This window comes from Neobacillus sp. DZ-9, assembly GCF_059587065.1.
The window spans coordinates 726,386-746,954 of sequence record NZ_JCAIOL010000002.1; the positions used below are offsets into that span (position 1 = coordinate 726,386).

Here is a 20,569-nt window from a genome sequence, read left to right on the forward strand (position 1 = left end):
CAATTGCACCAGAAGATTTCATACCAACAATTATAAATATGAAATACTTTGAGAGCGAGATTGATAGTGTTCAATATTTTTGATTTTCTGAATAATCAAAAATCACCCCAACCCTGATTAAAGCATCTAAAAACACTTATCCTCCAATTATTTCGTACGATCAAATTCCTTATCCATTTTATCCATACCAACCAAAAAAAGGGGAGCCAATAAGATGAAGAAATCACTTTTTAAAATACTTTTGTTTGCTTTGATTCTAATCCTTGTTTTAACAGGATGTAAGGGACAAACTCCCACGTCGGGCAAACAAACCGATAACTCATCTGCTGGGGGACAGACTCAAACAGGCGGAACCATTACCGTTACTTCTGTAAGGGAGCCTGATACAGTTGACGTGCAACGTACTACTTGGGTCGATGACGCTAATACCCATCTATACGAACCGCTGGTTCGATTTGATCTTGATGGAAAGATTATCCCGGCATTAGCTGAGAGCTTTGAAGTTTCTCCAGATGGAAAAGTAATTACGTTTAAATTGCCAAAAGGTAAAAAATTCCACACTGGAACACCAGTTACAGCTGAAGCCGTAAAAAAATCGTTTGAGAGAATGAAGACTGCACCAACTGCTTACATGCTTGGACCGTTAACTGAGGTAAAAGCTGTGGATGAACAAACAGTTGAATTTCACTTTAGTGCACCGTTTGCACCATTCTTAAGCAATGCCACAGTTTCTTACTTAGCACCCTTAGATCCATCTGTGATTGACAAATATGGAGAAGATTTTGGGGCACACGCAAGCTCCGCAGGAATTTTAAAATTATCTGAAATCAAAAGGGGTTCTTCTTTGACATACGAAGCGAATAAAGACTACAGTACTGGAGCTCCATATTCAACCAATAAAGGTGCAGCTGCGTTTGATAAGGTAGTTTTCAGATTTATCCCAGATGATGATACTAGAATTTTAGAGTTCAAACGAGGGAACTCTCAAGTCATGTTAAAGGTTCCTCCAACTTATATCAAAGAATTGAAAAAAGATAAAAATGTTCAGCTTTTTAACACCCTTGCCAATGGTCATACGTATTTGGGAATGAATAATAAAAAGCCGATTTTCCAAGATAAGCGGGTTAGACAGGCCATCGCTTTAGCTGTAGACCGTAAGCCAATCGTCGACTTTGCATTAGAAGGAGCCGCACAGCCAATTTTTGGACCGCTGCCGCCAACTATTCCTGGTTATAGCAAAACTGTAGAAGCAGCCGCTGCCAAAAAGTATGCCCATAATGTCAACCAAGCTAAAAAATTGCTAAAAGAAGCAGGTTGGACCGAAACCAATAAGGACGGCATTGTTATGAAAGACGGTAAACCGTTCTCCGTTGAACTATGGGTAACGCAAGAACCCACCATGCAGCGTATTGCCCAAATCCTGCAGAACCAGTTAAAAGAAGTTGGAATTGATATGAAGATCTCAGTACAAGAGGATGCAACCATCAGGGCGAAAACTCCTGAAGGTGTTCATGACATGCTTCTTTGGGAATTTGGCTGGTATGATGCAGATATCTTACATTCCATGTTCGGCAGAGGCTTATCCACTCGTGTTCACTATCAAAATGATGAATTAATCAGCATTCTGGAAAAAGCGCGTGTAACTGTTGATAACACCGAAAGAATGAAATTATACGAAGACGCTCAAAAAATCTTGGTTGATGAAGAACCGTGGGTGCCTTTATTTGTCCGCGAGAACGTGACAGCTGTCCGCGATTTAGAAGGCGTTAAAGTACATCCAATGACCGGCACCATCATCTGGTCGGATGTGAAGTTGAAAAAGAAATAATTTCATCAACCAGTAAGGTAATTGGTAGAGTCTGACCTAGAAAGAAAGGGTCAAGACCCAGTTATTCACTATCTAGAGCGAATATTCTAGCAGCCAGCATCTAGATTAGTGGGGTCAAGACCCTTTATGTGTCAGCTTTCTACAACCTATCTTGTTTTAGGGGGGAATCACGTGGCCAGGTTCTTGTTGAAGAGATTGTTTACCATGATTATGACTTTACTAGGTGTTTCTATCCTAGTATTTTTAATGCTCCATTTAATTCCTGGTGATCCAGTGACGTATATTCTGGGCGAATTTGCCACCGATGAAGCAGTTGCCAACTTGAAAAGTGAGCTTGGACTCGATCAATCAATGTTTATGCAGTACATAGGATTTATGGGCGGGGTCCTGCAGGGCGACTTAGGAACATCTTATATAACTCATCTTGATGTGTTAGATGAAATTGTTAACCGTCTTCCTGTTACCTTTCAGCTTGCCGTATACAGCCTAGTCATTGGTTCCGTGCTTGGAATCGTATTGGGAATTGTGGCAGCGGTGAAACAAAATACGATTTTTGACCAAATGGCGATGCTTGTGTCGCTGGTGGGGATTTCTGCTCCGGGATTCTGGATTGCATTGTTTTTAATATATGTTTTTTCTTATCTCTTACCAATTTTCCCGATTTCCGGCTATGATGGATTTTATTCGTTAATATTACCCTCCATTACGCTGGGACTGGGAACCACCGGTAATATTGCCAGGATGACCCGGTCGAGTATGCTTGAAGTCATTAAACAAGACTATATGCGTACAGCTGAAGCAAAGGGAGTGAATCTTCTTCGCCTGGTTTTCCGCCATGGGCTGCAAAATGCCTTAATCCCAGTCATTACCCTGATTGGTTTACAATTTGGCCATTTACTCGCTGGTGCGGTTGTCACCGAAACGGTCTTTGCATTACCGGGCATTGGCAGTTTGGCCATTGATGGGATTGCCACAAGAGATATGCCAACCGTCCAAGGCCTCGTCCTGTTTATGGCGTTTATGTTTATCATTGTCAATCTATTAGTTGATATTATTTATAGTTTAGTAGATCCACGTATTAAATACGAATAGAAAGGAGGCATTCAGGTGAACCAAGTTGTCACGGAACAAAAAGTTGATCAGAAGGTAGTCTTAAACGATGTAACGGCAAAACCAAAAACGTACTGGTCATTGGTATGGAAACGGATAAAAAAGAATAAAGGTGCGTTAATGGGTGCAGGTATTTTATTATTTTTTATTTTGATTTCCGTACTTGCCCCGTTTCTTGCACCATTTCCAATCGACCAAATGAAAATGGTGGACAGGTTTCAATCCCCATCCGGAAAGCATTGGCTGGGAACGGATGATTTCGGAAGAGACATCTTATCGCGGATTCTATTTGGAGGCCGTGTCTCCCTTATGATGGGTCTAGTTGCCGTATCCATTGCAGGAATCGTTGGTGTAATATTAGGCGTCATTTCAGGCTATTATCGAAAAGCCGACACCTATATTATGCAGGTGATGGATATCTTACTTGCTTTCCCATCCTTATTATTGGCAATTGCGATTATTGCCGTACTTGGTGTAGGACTTACCAATGCCATGATTGCAGTAGCGATTTCAGTTATTCCTTCTTACGTGAGGGTGGTCAGGGGGAACGTCTTATCGCTTCGCGAGAAAGAGTACATTGAAGCGGTTAAAGCGTTAGGTGTCAGCGATCTTAAAATTATTATCAGACATATCTTGCCTAATGTATTTTCTCCTGTCATCGTCTTATCCACCCTGCAATTTGGAACCAGTATTCTTTCAGCCGCATCCCTCAGCTTTTTAGGGTTAGGTGCACAACCGCCGACACCGGAATGGGGCGCAATGGCGTATGTCGGTAAATCTTTCCTGCTCGATGCATGGTGGATGTCGTTATTCCCTGGTTTAGCCATCATGTTAGTTGTTCTCGGATTCAATTTGTTGGGTGACGGGCTTAGGGATGCTCTGGACCCAAGATTAAAATAATTGGGAGGTATATACTGCCATGCAAAAACAAATAGAAGAAATTTTACAAACCGCTTCCGGGACATTTGGGGTGGCTATCAAGCACTTGCAAACCGGCGAGGAAGTGGTCGTGAATGGGCAGAGACTGTTTCAGCTTGCCAGCGTGTTCAAGCTGCCGATTCTGGCTGCCTTGTTTAATGAAGTGGAGAAGGGACGGCTTGCTTTATCCGACCGGATTGAATTAACGCGAAAGGAACGGGTGCCTGGGTCGGGCGTTCTAAAGGAGTTGGATGCAGGGACCAATATCAGCGTGAAAGATTTAGCGATGTTAATGATCATTATAAGTGACAATTCGGCCACTGATAAATTACTTCAGTTGATTGGAAAAAAAACGGTGCAATCCTTTATGAAGCAACTGGAATTGGAGCAAATTTTTGTTTGTCATTCCTGTTGGGAGCTTCTGGCTCTAAGTGTCGGGAAGCAGCCTGTTCCTTATTCTGAAGAAGCCTATGATGAAATTACCTCATTGCTTGACGAGGGAAAATTCGATGCGGACAGCCTTGTTTTTCAAGAGAATGAGCAAAACAATGTCGCAACCGTCACTGATTTAAATCAGCTTCTAGAAAAAATCTTGCTGCGCCAAGGTGTTAGCGAGTTTTCAGCTAACGGGATTCTGGAAATTTTATTAAAACAACAGTTAAACCAGAGGATCCCTTTCTTATTGCCGCCGGTTGCAAAAGTGGCGCATAAAACAGGGACAGTAGGTGGTACGGTCAATGATTCGGGGATTATTTATCTGCCAGATGACCGTGGCGAATTGCTCATTTCCGTACTATCAAGTGGAAATGCCTCTGTTCATGAGGGTGCACACACCATTGCCAAAATTGCCAAAGCCGCATACAACCACTTTGCAACAGAAAAGTCTATCAACTAGTGAGGGAGGGATCACATTGATATCCGAAGTAAATCAGAGAGAAAAACAGGGGGAACGTTTAAAAGTGTCAACCCATCAAGACCAGATGCTTTCAGTAGAACAGCTCCTAGTCAAGTTCCATTCCGACGATAAAAAGAAAGTAACCGCAGTCAACAACGTCAGTTTTCATCTGAACAAGGGTGAAACAGTGGCGCTTGTGGGAGAATCAGGCTGCGGTAAAAGTGTCACTTCTCTCTCAATCATGGGCTTAATTCCCAAACATGCCGGCGAGGTGGAAGGCAGTATTAAATTAAATGGAAGAGAAATTAACGGTCTGCCAGGTAAAGTGATGCGGACGATTCGTGGCCGGGATATATCGATGATTTTCCAGGAACCTATGACCTCTTTAAATCCGGTTCATAGAATTGGTGATCAAATTGGAGAGGTAATCGAATTACATACAAAAGCCTCTAAAGAAGAAATTAGGAATCGATCGATTGAAATGCTGAAAAAAGTAGGCATACCCCGCCCCGAAAAAATTATCAAAGAGTATCCGCACCAATTGTCCGGCGGGATGCGACAGCGGGTGATGATTGCTATGGCCATGGCCTGCAACCCCGCCTTGTTAATTGCCGATGAACCGACCACTGCACTTGATGTCACCATCCAAGCACAAATATTAGATTTGATGAACGATTTAAAATCCCAGTTTCAAACGACGATTCTATTAATTACTCATGATCTTGGTGTTGTAGCTGAAACGGCAGACCGAGTCATTGTCATGTATTATGGACAAATTGTGGAGGAAGCCGATGTTTATACACTGTTTGCGGCTCCAAAACATCCTTATACGGTTGGACTATTAAACTCCATTCCAAACCTGGAAGAACAAATTGAGCGGCTCCATCCCATTGAAGGCAATGTTCCCTTGCTTGGCGAGGTCGCACAGGGCTGCCCGTTCCGATTTAGATGCAAGGATGCAATCGAAAAATGTACACATGAAAATCCACCACTCGTACAACTTGATAATCAAAATGTCAGGTGCTGGTTATATGATGGGAAGGAGGAACCTGCATGAGCACGGCTTTATTAGAAGTAGCGGACCTGAAAACCTATTTTCCTATTAAAAATGGAATCTTTGGAAAAGCAAACAGTGTTGTCAAAGCAGTTGATGGAGTTTCTTTTTCATTGCAGACAGGAGAAACGCTTGGATTAGTAGGTGAAAGCGGCTGCGGTAAATCAACGACTGGAAGAAGTATCCTGAGGTTAATTGAACCGACCAGCGGCTCTGTTAAATATCAAGGAATGGAAGTTACCAAGCTGAAAAAAACTGAGCTTAGAAAACTTCGAAAAGAAATGCAAATCGTCTTTCAGGATCCGTATGCATCATTAAATCCAAGGTTGACAATCGGCTCCATTTTGGAAGAAGCTCTCTCCACCCACCAAATTGGCAGGGATACTAAAGAACGCAAGGAAATCGTCCAAAACCTATTGGAAAAGGTAGGGCTAAACCACCGACTTGGCGATCGGTATCCGCATGAGTTTAGCGGCGGACAGCGGCAGCGGATTGGCATCGCCAGGGCAATCGCCGTAAATCCTTCCATCATTATTGCTGATGAACCTGTCTCCGCACTCGATGTTTCGATACAAGCCCAAATTTTAAATCTGTTTCAAGATGTTCAAGATCAACTAGGCTTAACCTATATCTTTATTGCCCATGATTTAAGTGTTGTAAAACATATCAGCGATAAAATCGGTGTGATGTATTTAGGACGAATGGTGGAAATTGCTTCAAAAGAGGAATTGTTTCGAAATCCGTCCCATCCTTATACAAAAGCACTGATGACTGCTGTTCCAATCCCAAATCCAACAATTAAAAAGGAAAGAATTATTTTAACGGGAGATGTTCCAAATCCATCCAACCCGCCAAAGGGCTGTACGTTCCATACACGATGCAACGCCTGTATGGATATTTGTAAAACAGTGAAACCGAATGAGGTTGAAATCAGCATTGGACATTTTGTTGCATGCCATTTGTATGAATAATTTACCCAATAAAAAGATGTGAAGGGAAAGAAAAGTATGAAGCAAACTGTTGATTTTACTGCGTTTGAAAATTATTCAGAAGCCCTTATTAAGAAATATCAAATCCCGGGTGCGGCATTAGGGCTTGCCCTTAATGGAGAGTTATTATACGAAAAGGGATTCGGCTTCAGGAATATCGAAAACCAGCTTCCAGTCACAATGGATACAGTTTTTGGGATTGCCTCGGTAACTAAATCCTTTACCTGTGTGGCGATTATGCAGCTGCAAGAGGCCGGCAAGCTGTCTGTTCATGACCCTGTTGTCAAATACCTTCCTGAATTTTCTACATCAACTGAATACACAGAGCAAATGACTATTCATCATTTCATGACCCATACAGCGGGACTGCCGCCGTTGCCAACTCTTTTCTATGCGAAAAAGCGCAGCTTTGAAGCCGATCCATCCATTAGTGATTATCCCGGGCTGCAGATAAAGCAAAATGACCACGAGCCGATTGATACGTATGAACAGTTAATGGAATTTATTGCGGGTCTTGATTTTGAATTGTTGGGCGAGCCAGGAACACAATTTAGTTATTCAAATGACTCTTATGCTTTGTTAGGATCCATCGTCCAAAGACTGTCCAGGATTCCATTTGAACAGTATGTTAAGCAATATATTCTAGAGCCTGCTGGAATGAACAACACTTGCGGCCTGATTGAAGAATTACAGGATCAAGTGGATATTACCTCTCTCTACGCTGCCAGGTTAAATGAAGATGGAAAGGAGGAAGTATACGAATCACCTGTTTGGTGGGAAGCTCCTGCAACTAGAGGTGCCGGTTATCTGAAGTCGACCGTTAACGATATGTTGAAGTACGCGGAAATTTTTAGAAATAACGGGAAAGTCGGAGACAAACAAATTTTATCTGAGGACAGTGTTCAGCAAATGACCTCTCCTCATTTCGAAATTGCTCCAGGAAAATTCTATGGTTATGGATTAATGATTACACCAGACTACCATGGCGCCAAATTGATTGAGCATGGCGGCAATCTGAAAGCCATTGCGTCTCAACTTTGTATTATTCCAGAGCGTGGAATTACCGGGATGATTTTGACGAATCTTGCTGGTGTACCGGCTACCACGATTATGAGCGGTGCGTTAAATGCAGTCGAAGGCCGTGCCCCTGAAGCATCTGCCGTGACGTTCACCGAATGTCAGGTCGAAAATGTCGAAGAAATCAAAGGAACCTATACATCTAATGAAGGAATGCAAGTCAAAATCGTTGAAAATGATGGAATACTTGGAATTCGTGTTCACGATATAACATTCCAACTCCAATGTATTGGCAAAGATTTATTCCGTACAAGTGTAAAGGATCAAACAGAAATTATTCGGTTTATCCGCGATGCACAAGGAGAAGTTGAACGGGTTGCTTATCACTTTAGACAATTCCCTAAAAATAGCTAATTAGCCAGGACTCATCCTGAAACCTTAGCTGAATGGAGTCGAACTTGGCTAAGGTTTTTCATTAACTGTGCCGAGGGCCAGTCCATGATATCAAACACCAATTTTTTCATTCTAAAAAAGGCGGGTTGTAAAAAATGAAAATTTTAATAGGTGAAATTACACATGAAACAAATACGTTTTCAGAGGTAAAAACAACCGTTGAATCATTTAAACAATGGGAATGGGCGCATGGAGCGGAGATTATTCAAAGACATAGACGAGTACGTGATTATCTTGGGGGGATGATCGACCGGGCCGAGGAAATTGGCGTTGAAATTGTTCCGGCATTTGCGGCTACTGCCATGCCGTCCGGGATTATTACCTGTGAAACGTATGAGCGGCTAGTTCTAGAATTGATCAATGGAATGAAAGAGGCCGGAGAATTCGACGCCGTCTGCCTTGCTCTCCATGGTGCCGGTGTAGCGGAAGGAATTGACGATCTGGAAGGGGCGATTCTATCTACAGTCAGAGGTGTGATTGGCTATAACATTCCTGTTGTCGTCACTTTGGACCTGCATGGAAATATCACTGACCAAATGGTAAAAGAAGCAGATGTCCTGTTAGGCGTTAATTTTTATCCGCATGTAGATGCCTATGAACGAGGAATCGAAGCCATCGATATCACGAAACAAATTCTCTTAGGAGAAGTGCAGCCAAAGATGAGTCTCAAGAAATTACCATTGTTAATTCCCACTTCAACAACCAATCTATCACCAGCAAAGGATATAAATCAGTTTTGCTGGGCGCGTGAGGAACAAGATGTCGTTCTTGACTGTACGTTCTTTCACGGTTTTCCATACACCAATATCCCGGAAGTCGGTGTCACCGTGTTAACCGTCACGAATAATGATCAAGAGCTTGCTGACCAAACTTCACAGGAAATTGCCGAAATGATATGGAATGTGAGAGACCAATTTTTTCCTCATATAGACTCACCAGAAGAAGGTATTCAAAAGGGCCTGGCAATATCAGGTGCACCTATCGTCATGAATGAAACGTCGGATAACCCTGGAGGTGGAACACCTGGAGACGGCACCCATTTACTTTCGGCGATGCTTAAAGCAGACCTTGATAATGCTTGCTTTGGCTTTATTTATGATCCCGAAGTGGCCGATATCGCCCATGAAAAAGGAGCGGGTGCGGTACTTGAGGTTAGTCTGGGAGGAAAAACGGATCATCTGCACGGCGAACCTGTAAAAATAAAAGCCTATGTTAAATCGCTCACAGATGGGGTATTCATTCAATCCTCACCAATGGGAAAAGGCAGGGAGGTTGATCTTGGCAAGTCTGCCAGATTAGTAGTCGGCGGTCTTGATATTGTTGTTTGTTCAAAACGATCACAAACCTTGGATGAACAAATCTTCTTACTGCATGGAATCGATGTCACCACATACAAAATTGTTGCGCTAAAATCAAGCCAGCATTTCCGAGCCGGATTTGAACCGTTAGCTCATTCGATTATCTCGGTAGACTCACCAGGACTTAGCAGTTTTAATCTGCATTCGTTTCATCATACAAGATTGACCGGAGCTGTTTATCCATTTGATAAAGAAATTGAACTGACCCAAAAGGATCAGGTAAGCAGATAAGCGGAAGCCAGCGCCCTCGGATGGAGATTTGTCATCTGGCCAAAAATTTGAACTATTGTAAGCGGCTGTTTGGGATTATACAGCAAGCAGCAAGGGATGTCCCTTGCTGCAGCAATCGGCAGTGAACCATTTCCATATTAAAGCTATTAAAACAGGAGGTTAAAGATTATGTATGCGAACATTAATGGAACAAAGATTTTCTTTGACGTGGAGGGCGGCCGACTAATTAAAAGCGGGGGGCGCCTGATTGAAAAACCCGTATGTTTCGTGCTTCATGGCGGTCCGGGCGGAACACACCTTGGATTTCGACCTGCCCTAACGCCGTTGTCGGAAGCGGTGCAACTGGTTTATATCGATAATCGCGGCAGCGGCTTGTCCAGCCGGGCGCCGCAGTCCACCTATACATTAGAGCAAAATGTGGAAGATCTTGAAGCACTGCGGAAGTATTTAGGCATAAATAAATTGTTTATGCTGGGCCATTCATACGGCGGCATGACAGCCATGCAATATGCGTTGAAATACCAGCGAAACCTTGAAGGATTGCTTCTCTTGACAACCTCACCAAGCTATCGGTTTTTAGACAAGGCTAAAGCTTTTATTGAGAAAAATGGGAATGAAGCCCAAAAGAAAATGGCTGCGGTTTTATGGGAGGGGACATTCGAATCGCAGGAACAGTTAAGTCGTTACTATGATGTAATGGGCCCGCTGTATTCTCGCAAGCAATCTATGGAGAAAAACCAAAAAGTTCAACTTGGAAATCGCTCCTATGAGGCACTCAATGAAGGTTTCGGAGGCTTTTTACGGACCTATAATGTGGTGGATGAACTTGAACAAATTCAGGTGCCTACACTTGTGATGGCCGGCTGTTATGACTGGATTACACCAGTGGAAGAATCCGAATTGATTTCAGAGAAAATTCCCAATAGTAAACTCGTCATATTTGAAAATAGCAGCCATAATGTCCCTGCAGATGAAACGGAATTGTTTCTATCAGTAGTTGGAGAATTTATCGAAAAGACAAAGGAGAGTGTGCCTATGAATCTTAAAGGCTTTGAAGAGGTTGCAGAGAAGGTTAAAGAAAAACATCAAATCCCTGGAACATCTGTTGCGCTTGCCCATGATGGAGTACTGAACTACTTCAAAGGCTTTGGCTTCCGTAATGTAGAAGAAGCCCTGCCTGTTACTGAGGAGACGGCTTTTGGCATTGGCTCGATTACAAAATCATTTACCTGTGTGGCCATTATGCAGCTCCAGGAAGCAGGGAAATTAAAGGTTCATGATCCTGTGATTAAGTATCTGCCTGAATTCCAAGTAAACGATCAAGAGGCGTTAAAACAAATGACAATCCATCATTTCATGACGCATTCAGCCGGGCTGCCGCCTTTGTCATCATTGGTATATGCGATGAAACGGTCGATGGATCTTGACCCATTAGCCAATAAATATCCAGGTTTAAAGGTTGAAAAAACGGAACAAGCTCCGATTGATACCTATGAACAACTGATGGAATTCATTGCTGGACAGGGTTTTGATTTATTGGATGCACCTGGAACCCAATTTAGTTATTCCAATGATTGCTATGCTTTATTAGGAACAATCATTGAGAGAGTTTCAGGAAAAACTTACGAACAATATGTATATGACCATATCCTCAAGCCATGCGGAATGAATCATAGTTTCTTTACCATTGAAGAATATCGCGATTATAATAATGTTGCAACTTGTTATGCGGAAGAAAAGCAGGAAGGAACGAAACGAGTCCTTCAAGCCCCCGTCTGGTGGGATACTACCTCAATGCGGGCAGCCGGATTCTTAAAGTCAACCGCAAGTGATATGTTAAAATATGCCGAGATTTTCCGTACCAACGGGGTTGTTAGCGACAAGAGAATTATTTCCGAAGACAGTGTAAACAGTATGCTTACACCTTATATTCAAATCCAGCCGGGAAGATATTATGGATACGGGTTTATGATTACGCCTGATTATTACGGAACAAAGCTCGTCGAACATGGAGGCAGCCTGAAGGCAGTCGCAGCGCAATTAAGTATTTTACCTGATAAAGGCCTAACGGGTGTTGTTTTAACTAATTTAGCTGGTGTACCTTCTTCAAGAATCATGCACTTAGCTCTTAATAGTTATCAGGGCAGAGACATTGAAGCATCCCACATTTCCTTTGAGGAGTATAATCTTCCGCTTGGAATTCTGGAACAATATGTCGGTGAATATCAGTCCAATGAGGGGATGAAAGTCAAAATCGATATCAGTGACGGGAACCCGATTCTTATTGCCCAGGAAGTCGAGATTCCAATCACATTTGTAAAGGAAACCGTTTTTATTGCTAGTGTCAACGATTCTACAGAAATCGCTGAAATTCTATTAGACAAAGACGGAAAGCCTGCCGGAATCTCGTATCATTTCAGACAATTTCCAAAAGTAGCGGCAAAACAAACGATTTAACTTTTGGCATGGGAAATAACCAACAATTATATGGGTGGGTAACGTTTGAAAAGAACTGGCACCACGGGTACTGGGGAATTTTCCAAATCCAATAATCACAAAAAAACTTTAAAAGGAATCAACTAACTGGACACCCGATCAATTAGACCGGGTGTCTTAAAAATTTTTTATAGTAAACAATGTAACTCTACGCTATCACTCCTGTATTCTTAAATAACTGGGTACTCCGAAGTCTACTCCCATTGCGGCATTGATAAAAGCTGAAAATATCTTATTGGAAACTTCATCGAATGATGTTAGATTTTCAGGATGCCATTGAACCCCAAGAACAAAGCGATGCACTTTGCTTTCAATTGCCTCCACAACACCATCACTGGAAACCGCACTAATAACGAAACCAGGTGCAGGGTCTTTCACAGCTTGATGATGAAAACTGTTCACCTTGAATTTTTCGGTTCCGGAAACTATTTGAAGCAGGCTGCCTTTCTTCGCTTGCACATAATGGGACATATGTGTACGGGGACCCCTTTGAGCATGTTGCAGGGGATCAGCTTTTTGACTGTAAATATCTTGATACATATTTCCTCCAGCTGCCACATTAAGCATTTGAATGCCACGGCATATGGCTAGAATTGGCAGATTTATCTTTAGGGCCCTCTGAATAAGAGCAAGCTCTAGTTCATCCCGCTCTGGCATAATCTCTCCAAGTCCAGGAATGGGTTCTTCGTTAAAAAGGGTAGGATCAATATCCACTCCACCACTTAACAATAGTCCATCAAGATGCAGGATAACTTCATCTAAAGTAGCTAAATCCTTAGTATAAGGAAGTATATATGGTATTCCTCCGGCTAAAAGAATGGAGTTGGGTACATCTTGATCCAAGGTCATTTTACCTTGAACAATGGGAGCGGTTACGCCGATAATGGGTCTCATTTTCTATCATTCCTTCCGATTTTAATTTAATATTATACTATTTTACTATTATTAGAAATTTCTAACTTTTTATAATATATAGAAAACTCCTATAAGGCAACACTCCAATTTTATGATAGTATTTTGTTCATAATTAAAAGGGGGTTTCTGTATGTTGAAGACGAAGAAAAAGTGGTCAAGTTTTGTTTTTATGGTTTCTCTATTATTCTTACTTGTTATTTCCGGATGCAGCTCATCAACGGAAACAGCTAAAAAGGAAAATGCACAAGAAACCAAAGCGGAAAAGCTTACACCTAAAGATGGCGGTACTATCACAGTAGCTGTAAAAGAGGAACCTGACCAGTTAGATGTTCATAAGTCGGGAATGGCCATAGTAGATCAAATTACTGCGAACCTAGGCGGCGGATTGGTAACACAGGATCCAGAAACCAATGAATTTAAACCATACCTCGCTGAAAAATGGGAAGTATCCCCTGACGGGAAAACTTGGACTTTTAAAATCCGTCAAGATGTGAAATTCCACGACGGAACGCCTTTAACAGCTAGTTCTTTTAAGGCTACCTATGAAAGGGCCTTAAATCCAGAAACGGGTGCAAAAGTAGCTGGAGGCAATCTAGCAACAATTGAATCCGTAGAAGCACCGGACAACCAAACACTAATTATGAAACTTAAACAACCATTTGCTCCACTTCTTCAATATTTAAGCGATCCAGGTTGGCTGCAGCCCTTATCAATGGATGCGATTAAGAAGGAAGGCGATCAATACGGCAGAAATCCAGTAGGTGTTGGTCCGTGGAAGTTCGAGAGTTGGACAAATGGACAGCAGATCACTTTTGTTCGCAATAATGATTTTAAATGGGCAGAGTCGATTTATAAAAATCAAGGTCCTGTAAGACCAGACAAGTTAGTTTATAAGTTTATTACAGAAAGTCAAACCATGTTAGCTGCGTTGGAAAGCGGCTCGGTAGATATCGCTACTAAAGTAGAGGCCAAGGATGTAGAAAAATATAAAAATAATCCTAAATACGAAGTGAAAGAAATGCTCAGAAACGGTCTTGGATTATTTGTCATGATGAATACGAAAAAACCGGCATTTCAAGACCTCGAAGTCCGTCAAGCCTTAAATAAGGCCATTAATAAGGATGCCATCTTGAAAGCCGTTATCAAAGGCGAAGGAGTAGTTGCTCACGGTCCGCTTCCTCCAACGTTCTTCGGTTATGACAAAAATGTAAAGGATTATGACTATAAGTTTAATCCGGATGATTCTAAAAAACAGTTGGAAAAAGCAGGATATAAGCTCAATAAAGAAGGGATTTTTGAGAAAGACGGAAAAGAATTAAGCCTTGATTTGTTAACTCAGTCAGGTTCATGGGAACAAGCAGCACAATTGATTCAGGCTATGATGAAGGAAATTGGTGTGAAAGTGAATGTGGTTACACTAGAGTGGGGAGCATTGGTTGATAAAGCGACAAAAGGGAATTTTGACATGACTTTAATGGGTTATACCTTTAATGATCCGGATGTGCTTTATTTATTCCTTCATTCCAGTCAGGCAGGAAATGGCTTGAACTTTAGTTTCGTTAAAGACAGTAAATTGGATGAATTACTAGAGAAAGGGCGCAGTACTATTGACCTAAAAGAGAGAGCTTCTGTTTACAAGAATCTTCAAAAATATGTAAATGAAAAAGCCTGGTGGATTCCTCTTTATACAGAAAAACAATTTAATGTGATTCGTAAAGAGGTCCAAGGTGTCAACATTCATCCACTTCGAGGCCTTTTATATCAAGATGCATGGGTGAATAAGTAATGAAACAATATCTAGTAAATAGAATTATTTCCGGTTTGATCGTATTGTTTGGGATTTCAGTCTTTGCTTTTGCCCTAATTCATTTGATCCCGGGAGATCCAATTCGAATTATGCTGGGGGAGAATGCCACGGCTGAGCAAGTTCACAAATTAAGGGAACAATTGGGGCTCAATGAGCCTCTCTTGCTCCAGTATTTTCATTACTTGACTGGTGTTTTGCAAGGTGATTTAGGTACATCCTTCAAGACGGGCCGTCCCGTTTTGATGGAAATTTTAGAGCGGTTCCCTGAAACCGTTAAACTTGCTGCAGCTGGTATGGCAGTAGCCATTATCGTAGGGATTACAATGGGGATCCTTGCGGCTAAATTAAAAGATACCTTTTTTGATTTTGCTGCAATGAGTATCGCAACATTGGGTGTTTCGATTCCAAGTTTTTGGTTAGGTCTATTGCTCATTATATTATTTACTGTTCATCTAGGTTGGTTCCCCATCTCGGGAGGGACCGGTCTAAGAGATATTGTCCTTCCAGCTGTTACATTAGGTGTACTAGCTTCTACGGTCATAAGCCGGCTTACAAGATCGGGCATGGTAGAGGTTTTATCCTTTGACTATATTCGAACCGCACGGGCAAAAGGGTTGGGTGAGACAGCTGTATTATTTATTCATGCCTTTAGGAACGCAATGATACCGGTTGTCACCATCGTTGGACTTCAAATTGCCTCGTTACTTGGAGGAACGGTTATCATCGAACAGGTATTTGATTGGCCGGGACTCGGCTCATTGGCGATCAGTTCCATTTCCTCAAGGGATTTTCCACTTATTCAAGGAATTATTCTTTTTATCGGGGTAGTTTTTGTGGTCATTAATATTTTAGTAGATATTGTCTATAGCCTCATTGATCCTCGAATTGAAATTGGCGGTGCAAAGGAGTGAGTGAATTGAGCCAGGCTGACAATGTAGTTCAAACAGGAAAACCCATTAGTACCCCAAGTAGGGAAAACAATTCTATGGTTTCGGAGGAAAGGATTTTAGGAAAGGTGTGGGGGAATAAAAAAGCAAAATATAGTTTTTTCGTATTACTTTTGCTTATCCTAATGGGAATAATTGGACCGTGGATTTCTCCACATGATCCGACTAAACCTTTTTATGATGCCTTATTAACGGGGCCGTCAAAAGAACATTTTCTTGGAACAGATGCGATTGGAAGGGATGTTTTTTCGAGGCTGATATACGGCACACGTGTAACTCTTATGGTAGCAGTCATGTCTGTTTCGATTACCTTCATTACGGGGACATTCATCGGATTAATAAGCGCCTTTATGGGAGGAATGGTTGATAATTTCCTCATGCGTATTATGGACATCTTATTAGCGATTCCGAGCATTATAATGGCTATGGCGATTGTTGCCGTATTAGGTCCTAGTTTAACGAATGCAATGATCGCGGTTGGAATAGCAGGTATACCAAATTTTGCTCGTTTAACTCGGGGGGCAGCCTTATCTGTCAAATCTTCGGGATATGTAGAAGCAAGTCATGCTCTCGGCAGTTCGAAAGCTTGGATTATATTTTACCAATTTTTACCGAATATCTTGAGCACACTTCTTGTCTATACGACGCTTCACATTGGAATTGCCATTTTAGATACAGCCGGCTTAAGTTTCATTGGTCTTGGGGCCCAGCCGCCAACCCCCGAATGGGGAACAATGTTAAGTGAGGGCAAGGAATATATCCGCGAAGCGTGGTGGCTGTCAACCTTCCCGGGTATTGCGATCACAATCGTTGTATTTACGGTAAATATTTTAGGAGATGCCCTTCGAGACATATTTGATCCAAAATCGTCCCAATAGGTTAACTGGGCTGTAATGATAGTTTCTTTGAACCATTTTGTAATGCCTCGGCAAAAAAGTCAATAAACTTAGGATGGTTTCCATGTAAACAAATGATATCGATTTTACGGGAAAGCAGAAGTGGCGGATTTAGTTGAATCTTATACAAAGCTCCACGAGCCAATTCATCTTGAATACAAATATCTGGAAGAAAACTTAGTCCAATTTTTTTCATGACAAGCTTCTTTGCGGCTTCTATGTTATCAACCTCCATAATCACATTTGGAAGGTGGCTTTTTTTAAATAATCCGTGGATCATCAGCCAATCAATGGAACCATGATCAAAAAATATTAATGGCTCAGAGGAAACCTGATTAATAGTTAGTTTACCGGATTTTTGAATGAGCGGATGGCCAGGAGGAGCAATGAGATTGATTTGGTCATGTATAGATTGATATATTTCAATTTTAGGATGTGAAACAGTACGTAAGATACCAAAGTCTACTTCATGGTTTAGAACTCTATGTAAAATATCTTGGGAATGTCCCGACACCACTTGTATTCGAACAAGAGGGAATTTTTCCCTTAAGTGGGGGATAATGGCCGGAAGTATGTAGGTTGAAACCGTAAAGGAACATCCAATCGTTAAATTCTCATGTAAAGGTTGCTTTTGCCGTAATGATAATTTGATTTTTTCGTAGGTTTCCAGAATATGCTGCGCATGCGGAAGGAATTCCTTTCCTTTTTCGGTCAAAGTAATTTGATTACCATCTCTATTAAATAATTGTGTATCCAGTTCCCTTTCAAGAGACTTTATTCTAGCTGTCACTGAGGGTTGAGTTAAATAAAGGGCAACCGCGGCTTTATTGATACTTCCAAGTTGATAAGCATAGACAAAGGCTTCGATCGTTTCGAGGTTCACTTTCGTTTTTACACTTCCTTTTTACGAATGATTATTCTGAAAATTTATTAAATTTACAATACCATACTTGTATTCTTATGTAGAGGGGACTTTCGTCGTGGATTTATACTTTTCGCAGATTGAAGATGTCATTTGGGAGGACCCCGGTGAAAGGGGATTCATTACCTTTGCACAGAGAGGGGAGCTCAAAAAAGCAGCCACCTCCTTATTAACAGCTAACCATGTATTAGTTGTAACTGGTTTTTATATCGAAAAAAGGCAAACAGGTGAAACAGATGGACCTCCTGGGTCTGTTTTCCTAGCTGGAGCCCTCCAAAAGCTGGGAATCAAGGTAACGTTGCTAACCAATGTTTTTAACGAGGAAATCTTAACTTGTGCATTGGAGGAACTACATTTAAATTGCCCGATTATTGTGGTGGAAAAAGGGAATGAAGGGAAGATTTTTCCGCAATTATTAAATGATGAAACATTAACTCATGTCGTAGCGATAGAACAAATGGGTTCTGCAATGGATGGAAAATATTACAGCATGCGCGGAGAAGATTTAAGTTATTTCACGGCATGTTTTGATTCTCTTTTTCATATGGCACGACAAAAAGGGATTAGCACCATTGGAATTGGAGATGGGGGAAATGAAATTGGAATGGGTAAACTCTTTTCATTAATCTCAGCAAAAAACGATCTAAATTGGAAGTCTTGTGTAACACCAACCGATTTTTTAATCGTTGCAGGTGTTTCCAATTGGGGGGCTTATGGTTTAATTGCTGGATTAAGTATCTTTACAAGATGTTCTCTTCTGCAAACCCCTGAACAGGAAGAACAGGTTCTTAACGCTGTTATTCGTGCAGGTGCAGTAGACGGTAGAACGTTTGAATTTAGTTTATCTGTAGATTCCATTCCGATTTCTGTGCAACAGCTCATTTTAATAAAATTGCAGCAAATTCTTGATTGCATCGACCTAAAAGAAAGAAACGCGAAGGAGGTTCTGTAAATGGAATCGCTGGCACATGTAAGTCCAGAAATTTCTAGGAAGTATATAAGGGAGGATAAAATAACATCACCCACCACAGGGATATCCATTGATTATGCGCAGGCAAATTTAGTGATTCTCCCGAAAGAAATGGCCTATGACTTTTTAGTTTTTTGCATTAGAAATCCAAAAGCATGCCCTTTACTGGATGTGACGGAACCAGGTTCCCCTCATCCGCCATTAACGGCACCATTGGCAGATCTCCGAACGGATATTCCGCGTTACAATATCTACCAAAATGGAAAGCTGTTGGACCAAGTCCAAAATATTCGGGGCTATTGGCGTGACGACTTGGTTTCGTTTTTATTAGGCTGTAGTTTTTCTTTTGAAAAATCGCTTTTAAATCAGGGCATTCCGGTGAGGCAAATGGAAATGAACTGCAATGTTCCGATGTATAAGACTGGAATTGCTTGCCAGCCAGCAGGGCGTTTTACGGGGCCGCTTGTTGTAAGCATGAGACCCATACCATATGACCAAGTAGCAAGGGCGGTAACGACAACATCACGTTTTCCGGGGGTGCACGGGGCCCCGGTACATATCGGAGACCCTGGGCAAATTGGAATAAAAGATTTGTCAAAGCCTGATTATGGTGATGCAGTGATCGTAAATGATGGAGAAGTCCCCGTATTTTGGGCTTGCGGGGTCACGCCTCAAGCCGTCGCAGCAGCCTCGAATGTCGAATTTATGATTACTCATGCCCCTGGACATATGTTTATCACCGACCTGAAAGATGATCAACTGTCAGTATTTTAATGGCAGAAAGGAGGACATTCGATGACAAATGTACTAGAGGTCCAGGACTTATCGACAGAATTCATTGGAAAAAAGAAAAACGTCCAGGTTCTTAATAATATTAATTTTTATGTTAAAAAAGGCGAGACCTTGGGCATTGTAGGAGAATCAGGTTGCGGAAAAAGTATTACATCCCTTTCTATCATGCAGCTATTGGGGAAAAACGGAAAAGTATCAGGCGAAATTTTATTTGAAGGAACTGACCTATTGCAGTTGGATGAAAAAGAGATGAGGAAAATACGGGGAAATCAATTATCGATGATCTTTCAGGACCCTATGACCTCTTTAAATCCAGTATTAACCATAGGAAAACAAATCGGCGAAGTACTTCGCCTCCATGGAAACGTGTCCAAGACCGAACAGAAAATAAAAGTTATCGAATTGATTAAGCAGGTGGGAATTCCGCGAGCGGTAGAGATATATCATGAATATCCCCATCGTTTATCAGGTGGAATGAGGCAAAGGATTATGATCGCCATGGCGATGGCATGTAATCCAAAATTATTAATTGCTGATGAGCCCACAACGGCCCTGGATGTGACCATTCAAGCGCAAATGTTGGATTTGATGAGAGAACTTCGCAAAATGTCAGGAATGTCATTAATTCTCATCACCCATGATTTAGGGGTAGTGGCAGAAATGTGTGACCGGGTCATGGTGATGTATGCAGGTGAGGTCGTGGAAACAGCCGATGTTCGTACCTTGCTAAGAAAGCCTAAACATCCTTACACTCAAGGATTAATTCAATCGACCCCACATAAGGTAAAAGACTCAAATCGATTAAAAACCATTCCAGGTAATGTGCCTGTATCAGGAGAATGGGGGAATGGCTGCCGATTCGCCCCGCGCTGCAGTCAAGCCATGAAGATTTGTTTTGAAAAAACCCCTGAACTTTCAAGTCTTAAAGACGGAACCCAAAGCAAATGCTGGCTCTACAATCAATAAACCAG

At 41.7% G+C, this 20,569-nt stretch carries 17 protein-coding genes; 15 read left to right on the forward strand and 2 right to left on the reverse strand.

The features are described 5' to 3' along the window. The first annotated feature begins 214 nt into the window (after positions 1-214). The 9 genes from AC59HZ_RS08130 to AC59HZ_RS08170 all read left to right on the forward strand — a co-directional run bounded on the left by AC59HZ_RS08130 (position 215) and on the right by AC59HZ_RS08170 (position 12,310). On the forward strand, positions 215-1,828 hold the full coding sequence (locus AC59HZ_RS08130; protein WP_496545299.1) for an ABC transporter substrate-binding protein: 1,614 nt from the start codon (positions 215-217) through the stop codon (positions 1,826-1,828). 171 nt (positions 1,829-1,999) lie between these two features. Beyond that, a complete protein-coding gene (locus AC59HZ_RS08135; RefSeq protein ID WP_496545300.1) occupies positions 2,000-2,920 on the forward strand; it encodes an ABC transporter permease in 921 nt (306 codons plus the stop codon). Between the two features lie 99 nt (positions 2,921-3,019). After that, positions 3,020-3,838, forward strand: coding sequence for an ABC transporter permease (locus AC59HZ_RS08140; RefSeq protein WP_496545363.1), 819 nt, complete (start codon positions 3,020-3,022; stop codon positions 3,836-3,838). 19 nt (positions 3,839-3,857) lie between these two features. Next, entirely contained in the window at positions 3,858-4,751 is an 894-nt protein-coding gene (locus AC59HZ_RS08145) for a serine hydrolase (RefSeq protein WP_496545301.1), read from the forward strand. 85 nt (positions 4,752-4,836) lie between these two features. Beyond that, a complete protein-coding gene (locus tag AC59HZ_RS08150; RefSeq protein ID WP_496545364.1) occupies positions 4,837-5,808 on the forward strand; it encodes an ABC transporter ATP-binding protein in 972 nt (323 codons plus the stop codon). Then, on the forward strand, positions 5,805-6,776 hold the full coding sequence (locus AC59HZ_RS08155; protein ID WP_496545302.1) for an ABC transporter ATP-binding protein: 972 nt from the start codon (positions 5,805-5,807) through the stop codon (positions 6,774-6,776). The genes AC59HZ_RS08150 and AC59HZ_RS08155 overlap by 4 nt, the downstream gene beginning before the upstream one ends. 36 nt (positions 6,777-6,812) lie before the next feature. Continuing rightward, a complete protein-coding gene (locus tag AC59HZ_RS08160) occupies positions 6,813-8,225 on the forward strand; it encodes a serine hydrolase domain-containing protein (protein WP_496545303.1) in 1,413 nt (470 codons plus the stop codon). 134 nt (positions 8,226-8,359) lie between these two features. Then, positions 8,360-9,853: a M81 family metallopeptidase gene (locus AC59HZ_RS08165; protein WP_496545304.1), complete on the forward strand. Its 1,494-nt coding sequence runs from the start codon at positions 8,360-8,362 to the stop codon at positions 9,851-9,853. A gap of 168 nt (positions 9,854-10,021) precedes the next feature. After that, a complete protein-coding gene (locus AC59HZ_RS08170) occupies positions 10,022-12,310 on the forward strand; it encodes an alpha/beta fold hydrolase (protein ID WP_496545305.1) in 2,289 nt (762 codons plus the stop codon). Positions 12,311-12,505: 195 nt separating this feature from the next. On the opposite strand, the gene AC59HZ_RS08175 is transcribed toward AC59HZ_RS08170, so the two are convergent. Beyond that, positions 12,506-13,243, reverse strand: a complete 738-nt coding sequence (locus AC59HZ_RS08175) for a gamma-glutamyl-gamma-aminobutyrate hydrolase family protein (RefSeq protein ID WP_496545306.1) — start codon at positions 13,241-13,243, stop codon at positions 12,506-12,508. A 151-nt stretch (positions 13,244-13,394) separates the two neighbouring features. Here AC59HZ_RS08175 and AC59HZ_RS08180 point away from each other — a divergent pair, with 151 nt between their 5' ends. The 3 genes from AC59HZ_RS08180 to AC59HZ_RS08190 all read left to right on the forward strand — a co-directional run bounded on the left by AC59HZ_RS08180 (position 13,395) and on the right by AC59HZ_RS08190 (position 16,896). Beyond that, positions 13,395-15,050: an ABC transporter substrate-binding protein gene (locus AC59HZ_RS08180; RefSeq protein WP_496545307.1), complete on the forward strand. Its 1,656-nt coding sequence runs from the start codon at positions 13,395-13,397 to the stop codon at positions 15,048-15,050. Beyond that, positions 15,050-15,982 carry a nickel ABC transporter permease gene (gene nikB / locus AC59HZ_RS08185; protein WP_496545308.1) on the forward strand — a complete coding sequence of 311 codons (933 nt, stop codon included), beginning with the start codon at positions 15,050-15,052 and terminating at the stop codon, positions 15,980-15,982. Before AC59HZ_RS08180 ends, nikB begins: the two co-directional genes overlap by 1 nt. 74 nt (positions 15,983-16,056) lie before the next feature. After that, positions 16,057-16,896 carry an ABC transporter permease gene (locus AC59HZ_RS08190; protein WP_496545365.1) on the forward strand — a complete coding sequence of 280 codons (840 nt, stop codon included), beginning with the start codon at positions 16,057-16,059 and terminating at the stop codon, positions 16,894-16,896. Position 16,897: 1 nt separating this feature from the next. On the opposite strand, the gene AC59HZ_RS08195 is transcribed toward AC59HZ_RS08190, so the two are convergent. Continuing rightward, positions 16,898-17,797, reverse strand: a complete 900-nt coding sequence (locus tag AC59HZ_RS08195) for a LysR substrate-binding domain-containing protein (protein ID WP_496545309.1) — start codon at positions 17,795-17,797, stop codon at positions 16,898-16,900. A 97-nt stretch (positions 17,798-17,894) separates the two neighbouring features. On the opposite strand from AC59HZ_RS08195, the gene AC59HZ_RS08200 reads away from it, so the two are divergent. From AC59HZ_RS08200 to AC59HZ_RS08210, 3 genes are read left to right on the forward strand one after another with little or no spacing between them, the layout of a single operon-like run. Then, the gene (locus AC59HZ_RS08200) at positions 17,895-18,788 is read left to right on the forward strand and encodes a DUF4392 domain-containing protein (RefSeq protein ID WP_496545310.1); all 894 of its coding nucleotides are present in this window, start codon (positions 17,895-17,897) and stop codon (positions 18,786-18,788) included. After that, the gene (locus AC59HZ_RS08205; protein ID WP_496545311.1) at positions 18,789-19,580 is read left to right on the forward strand and encodes a putative hydro-lyase; all 792 of its coding nucleotides are present in this window, start codon (positions 18,789-18,791) and stop codon (positions 19,578-19,580) included. A 21-nt stretch (positions 19,581-19,601) separates the two neighbouring features. Further along, the gene (locus tag AC59HZ_RS08210; RefSeq protein WP_496545312.1) at positions 19,602-20,564 is read left to right on the forward strand and encodes an ABC transporter ATP-binding protein; all 963 of its coding nucleotides are present in this window, start codon (positions 19,602-19,604) and stop codon (positions 20,562-20,564) included. Positions 20,565-20,569: the final 5 nt, after the last annotated feature.

What these genes read in the sequence shown, in the direction of transcription:
- AC59HZ_RS08130 (WP_496545299.1), top strand. Translation starts at nt 215, where the DNA reads ATGAAGAAATCACTTTTTAAAATACTTTTGTTTGCTTTGATTCTAATC.
- AC59HZ_RS08145 (WP_496545301.1), top strand. Translation starts at nt 3,858, where the DNA reads ATGCAAAAACAAATAGAAGAAATTTTACAAACCGCTTCCGGGACATTT.
- AC59HZ_RS08150 (WP_496545364.1), top strand. Translation starts at nt 4,837, where the DNA reads ATGCTTTCAGTAGAACAGCTCCTAGTCAAGTTCCATTCCGACGATAAA.
- AC59HZ_RS08155 (WP_496545302.1), top strand. Translation starts at nt 5,805, where the DNA reads ATGAGCACGGCTTTATTAGAAGTAGCGGACCTGAAAACCTATTTTCCT.
- AC59HZ_RS08160 (WP_496545303.1), top strand. Translation starts at nt 6,813, where the DNA reads ATGAAGCAAACTGTTGATTTTACTGCGTTTGAAAATTATTCAGAAGCC.
- AC59HZ_RS08165 (WP_496545304.1), top strand. Translation starts at nt 8,360, where the DNA reads ATGAAAATTTTAATAGGTGAAATTACACATGAAACAAATACGTTTTCA.
- AC59HZ_RS08170 (WP_496545305.1), top strand. Translation starts at nt 10,022, where the DNA reads ATGTATGCGAACATTAATGGAACAAAGATTTTCTTTGACGTGGAGGGC.
- AC59HZ_RS08175 (WP_496545306.1), bottom strand. Translation starts at nt 13,243, where the DNA reads ATGAGACCCATTATCGGCGTAACCGCTCCCATTGTTCAAGGTAAAATG.
- AC59HZ_RS08180 (WP_496545307.1), top strand. Translation starts at nt 13,395, where the DNA reads ATGTTGAAGACGAAGAAAAAGTGGTCAAGTTTTGTTTTTATGGTTTCT.
- nikB (WP_496545308.1), top strand. Translation starts at nt 15,050, where the DNA reads ATGAAACAATATCTAGTAAATAGAATTATTTCCGGTTTGATCGTATTG.
- AC59HZ_RS08190 (WP_496545365.1), top strand. Translation starts at nt 16,057, where the DNA reads ATGGTTTCGGAGGAAAGGATTTTAGGAAAGGTGTGGGGGAATAAAAAA.
- AC59HZ_RS08205 (WP_496545311.1), top strand. Translation starts at nt 18,789, where the DNA reads ATGGAATCGCTGGCACATGTAAGTCCAGAAATTTCTAGGAAGTATATA.
- AC59HZ_RS08210 (WP_496545312.1), top strand. Translation starts at nt 19,602, where the DNA reads ATGACAAATGTACTAGAGGTCCAGGACTTATCGACAGAATTCATTGGA.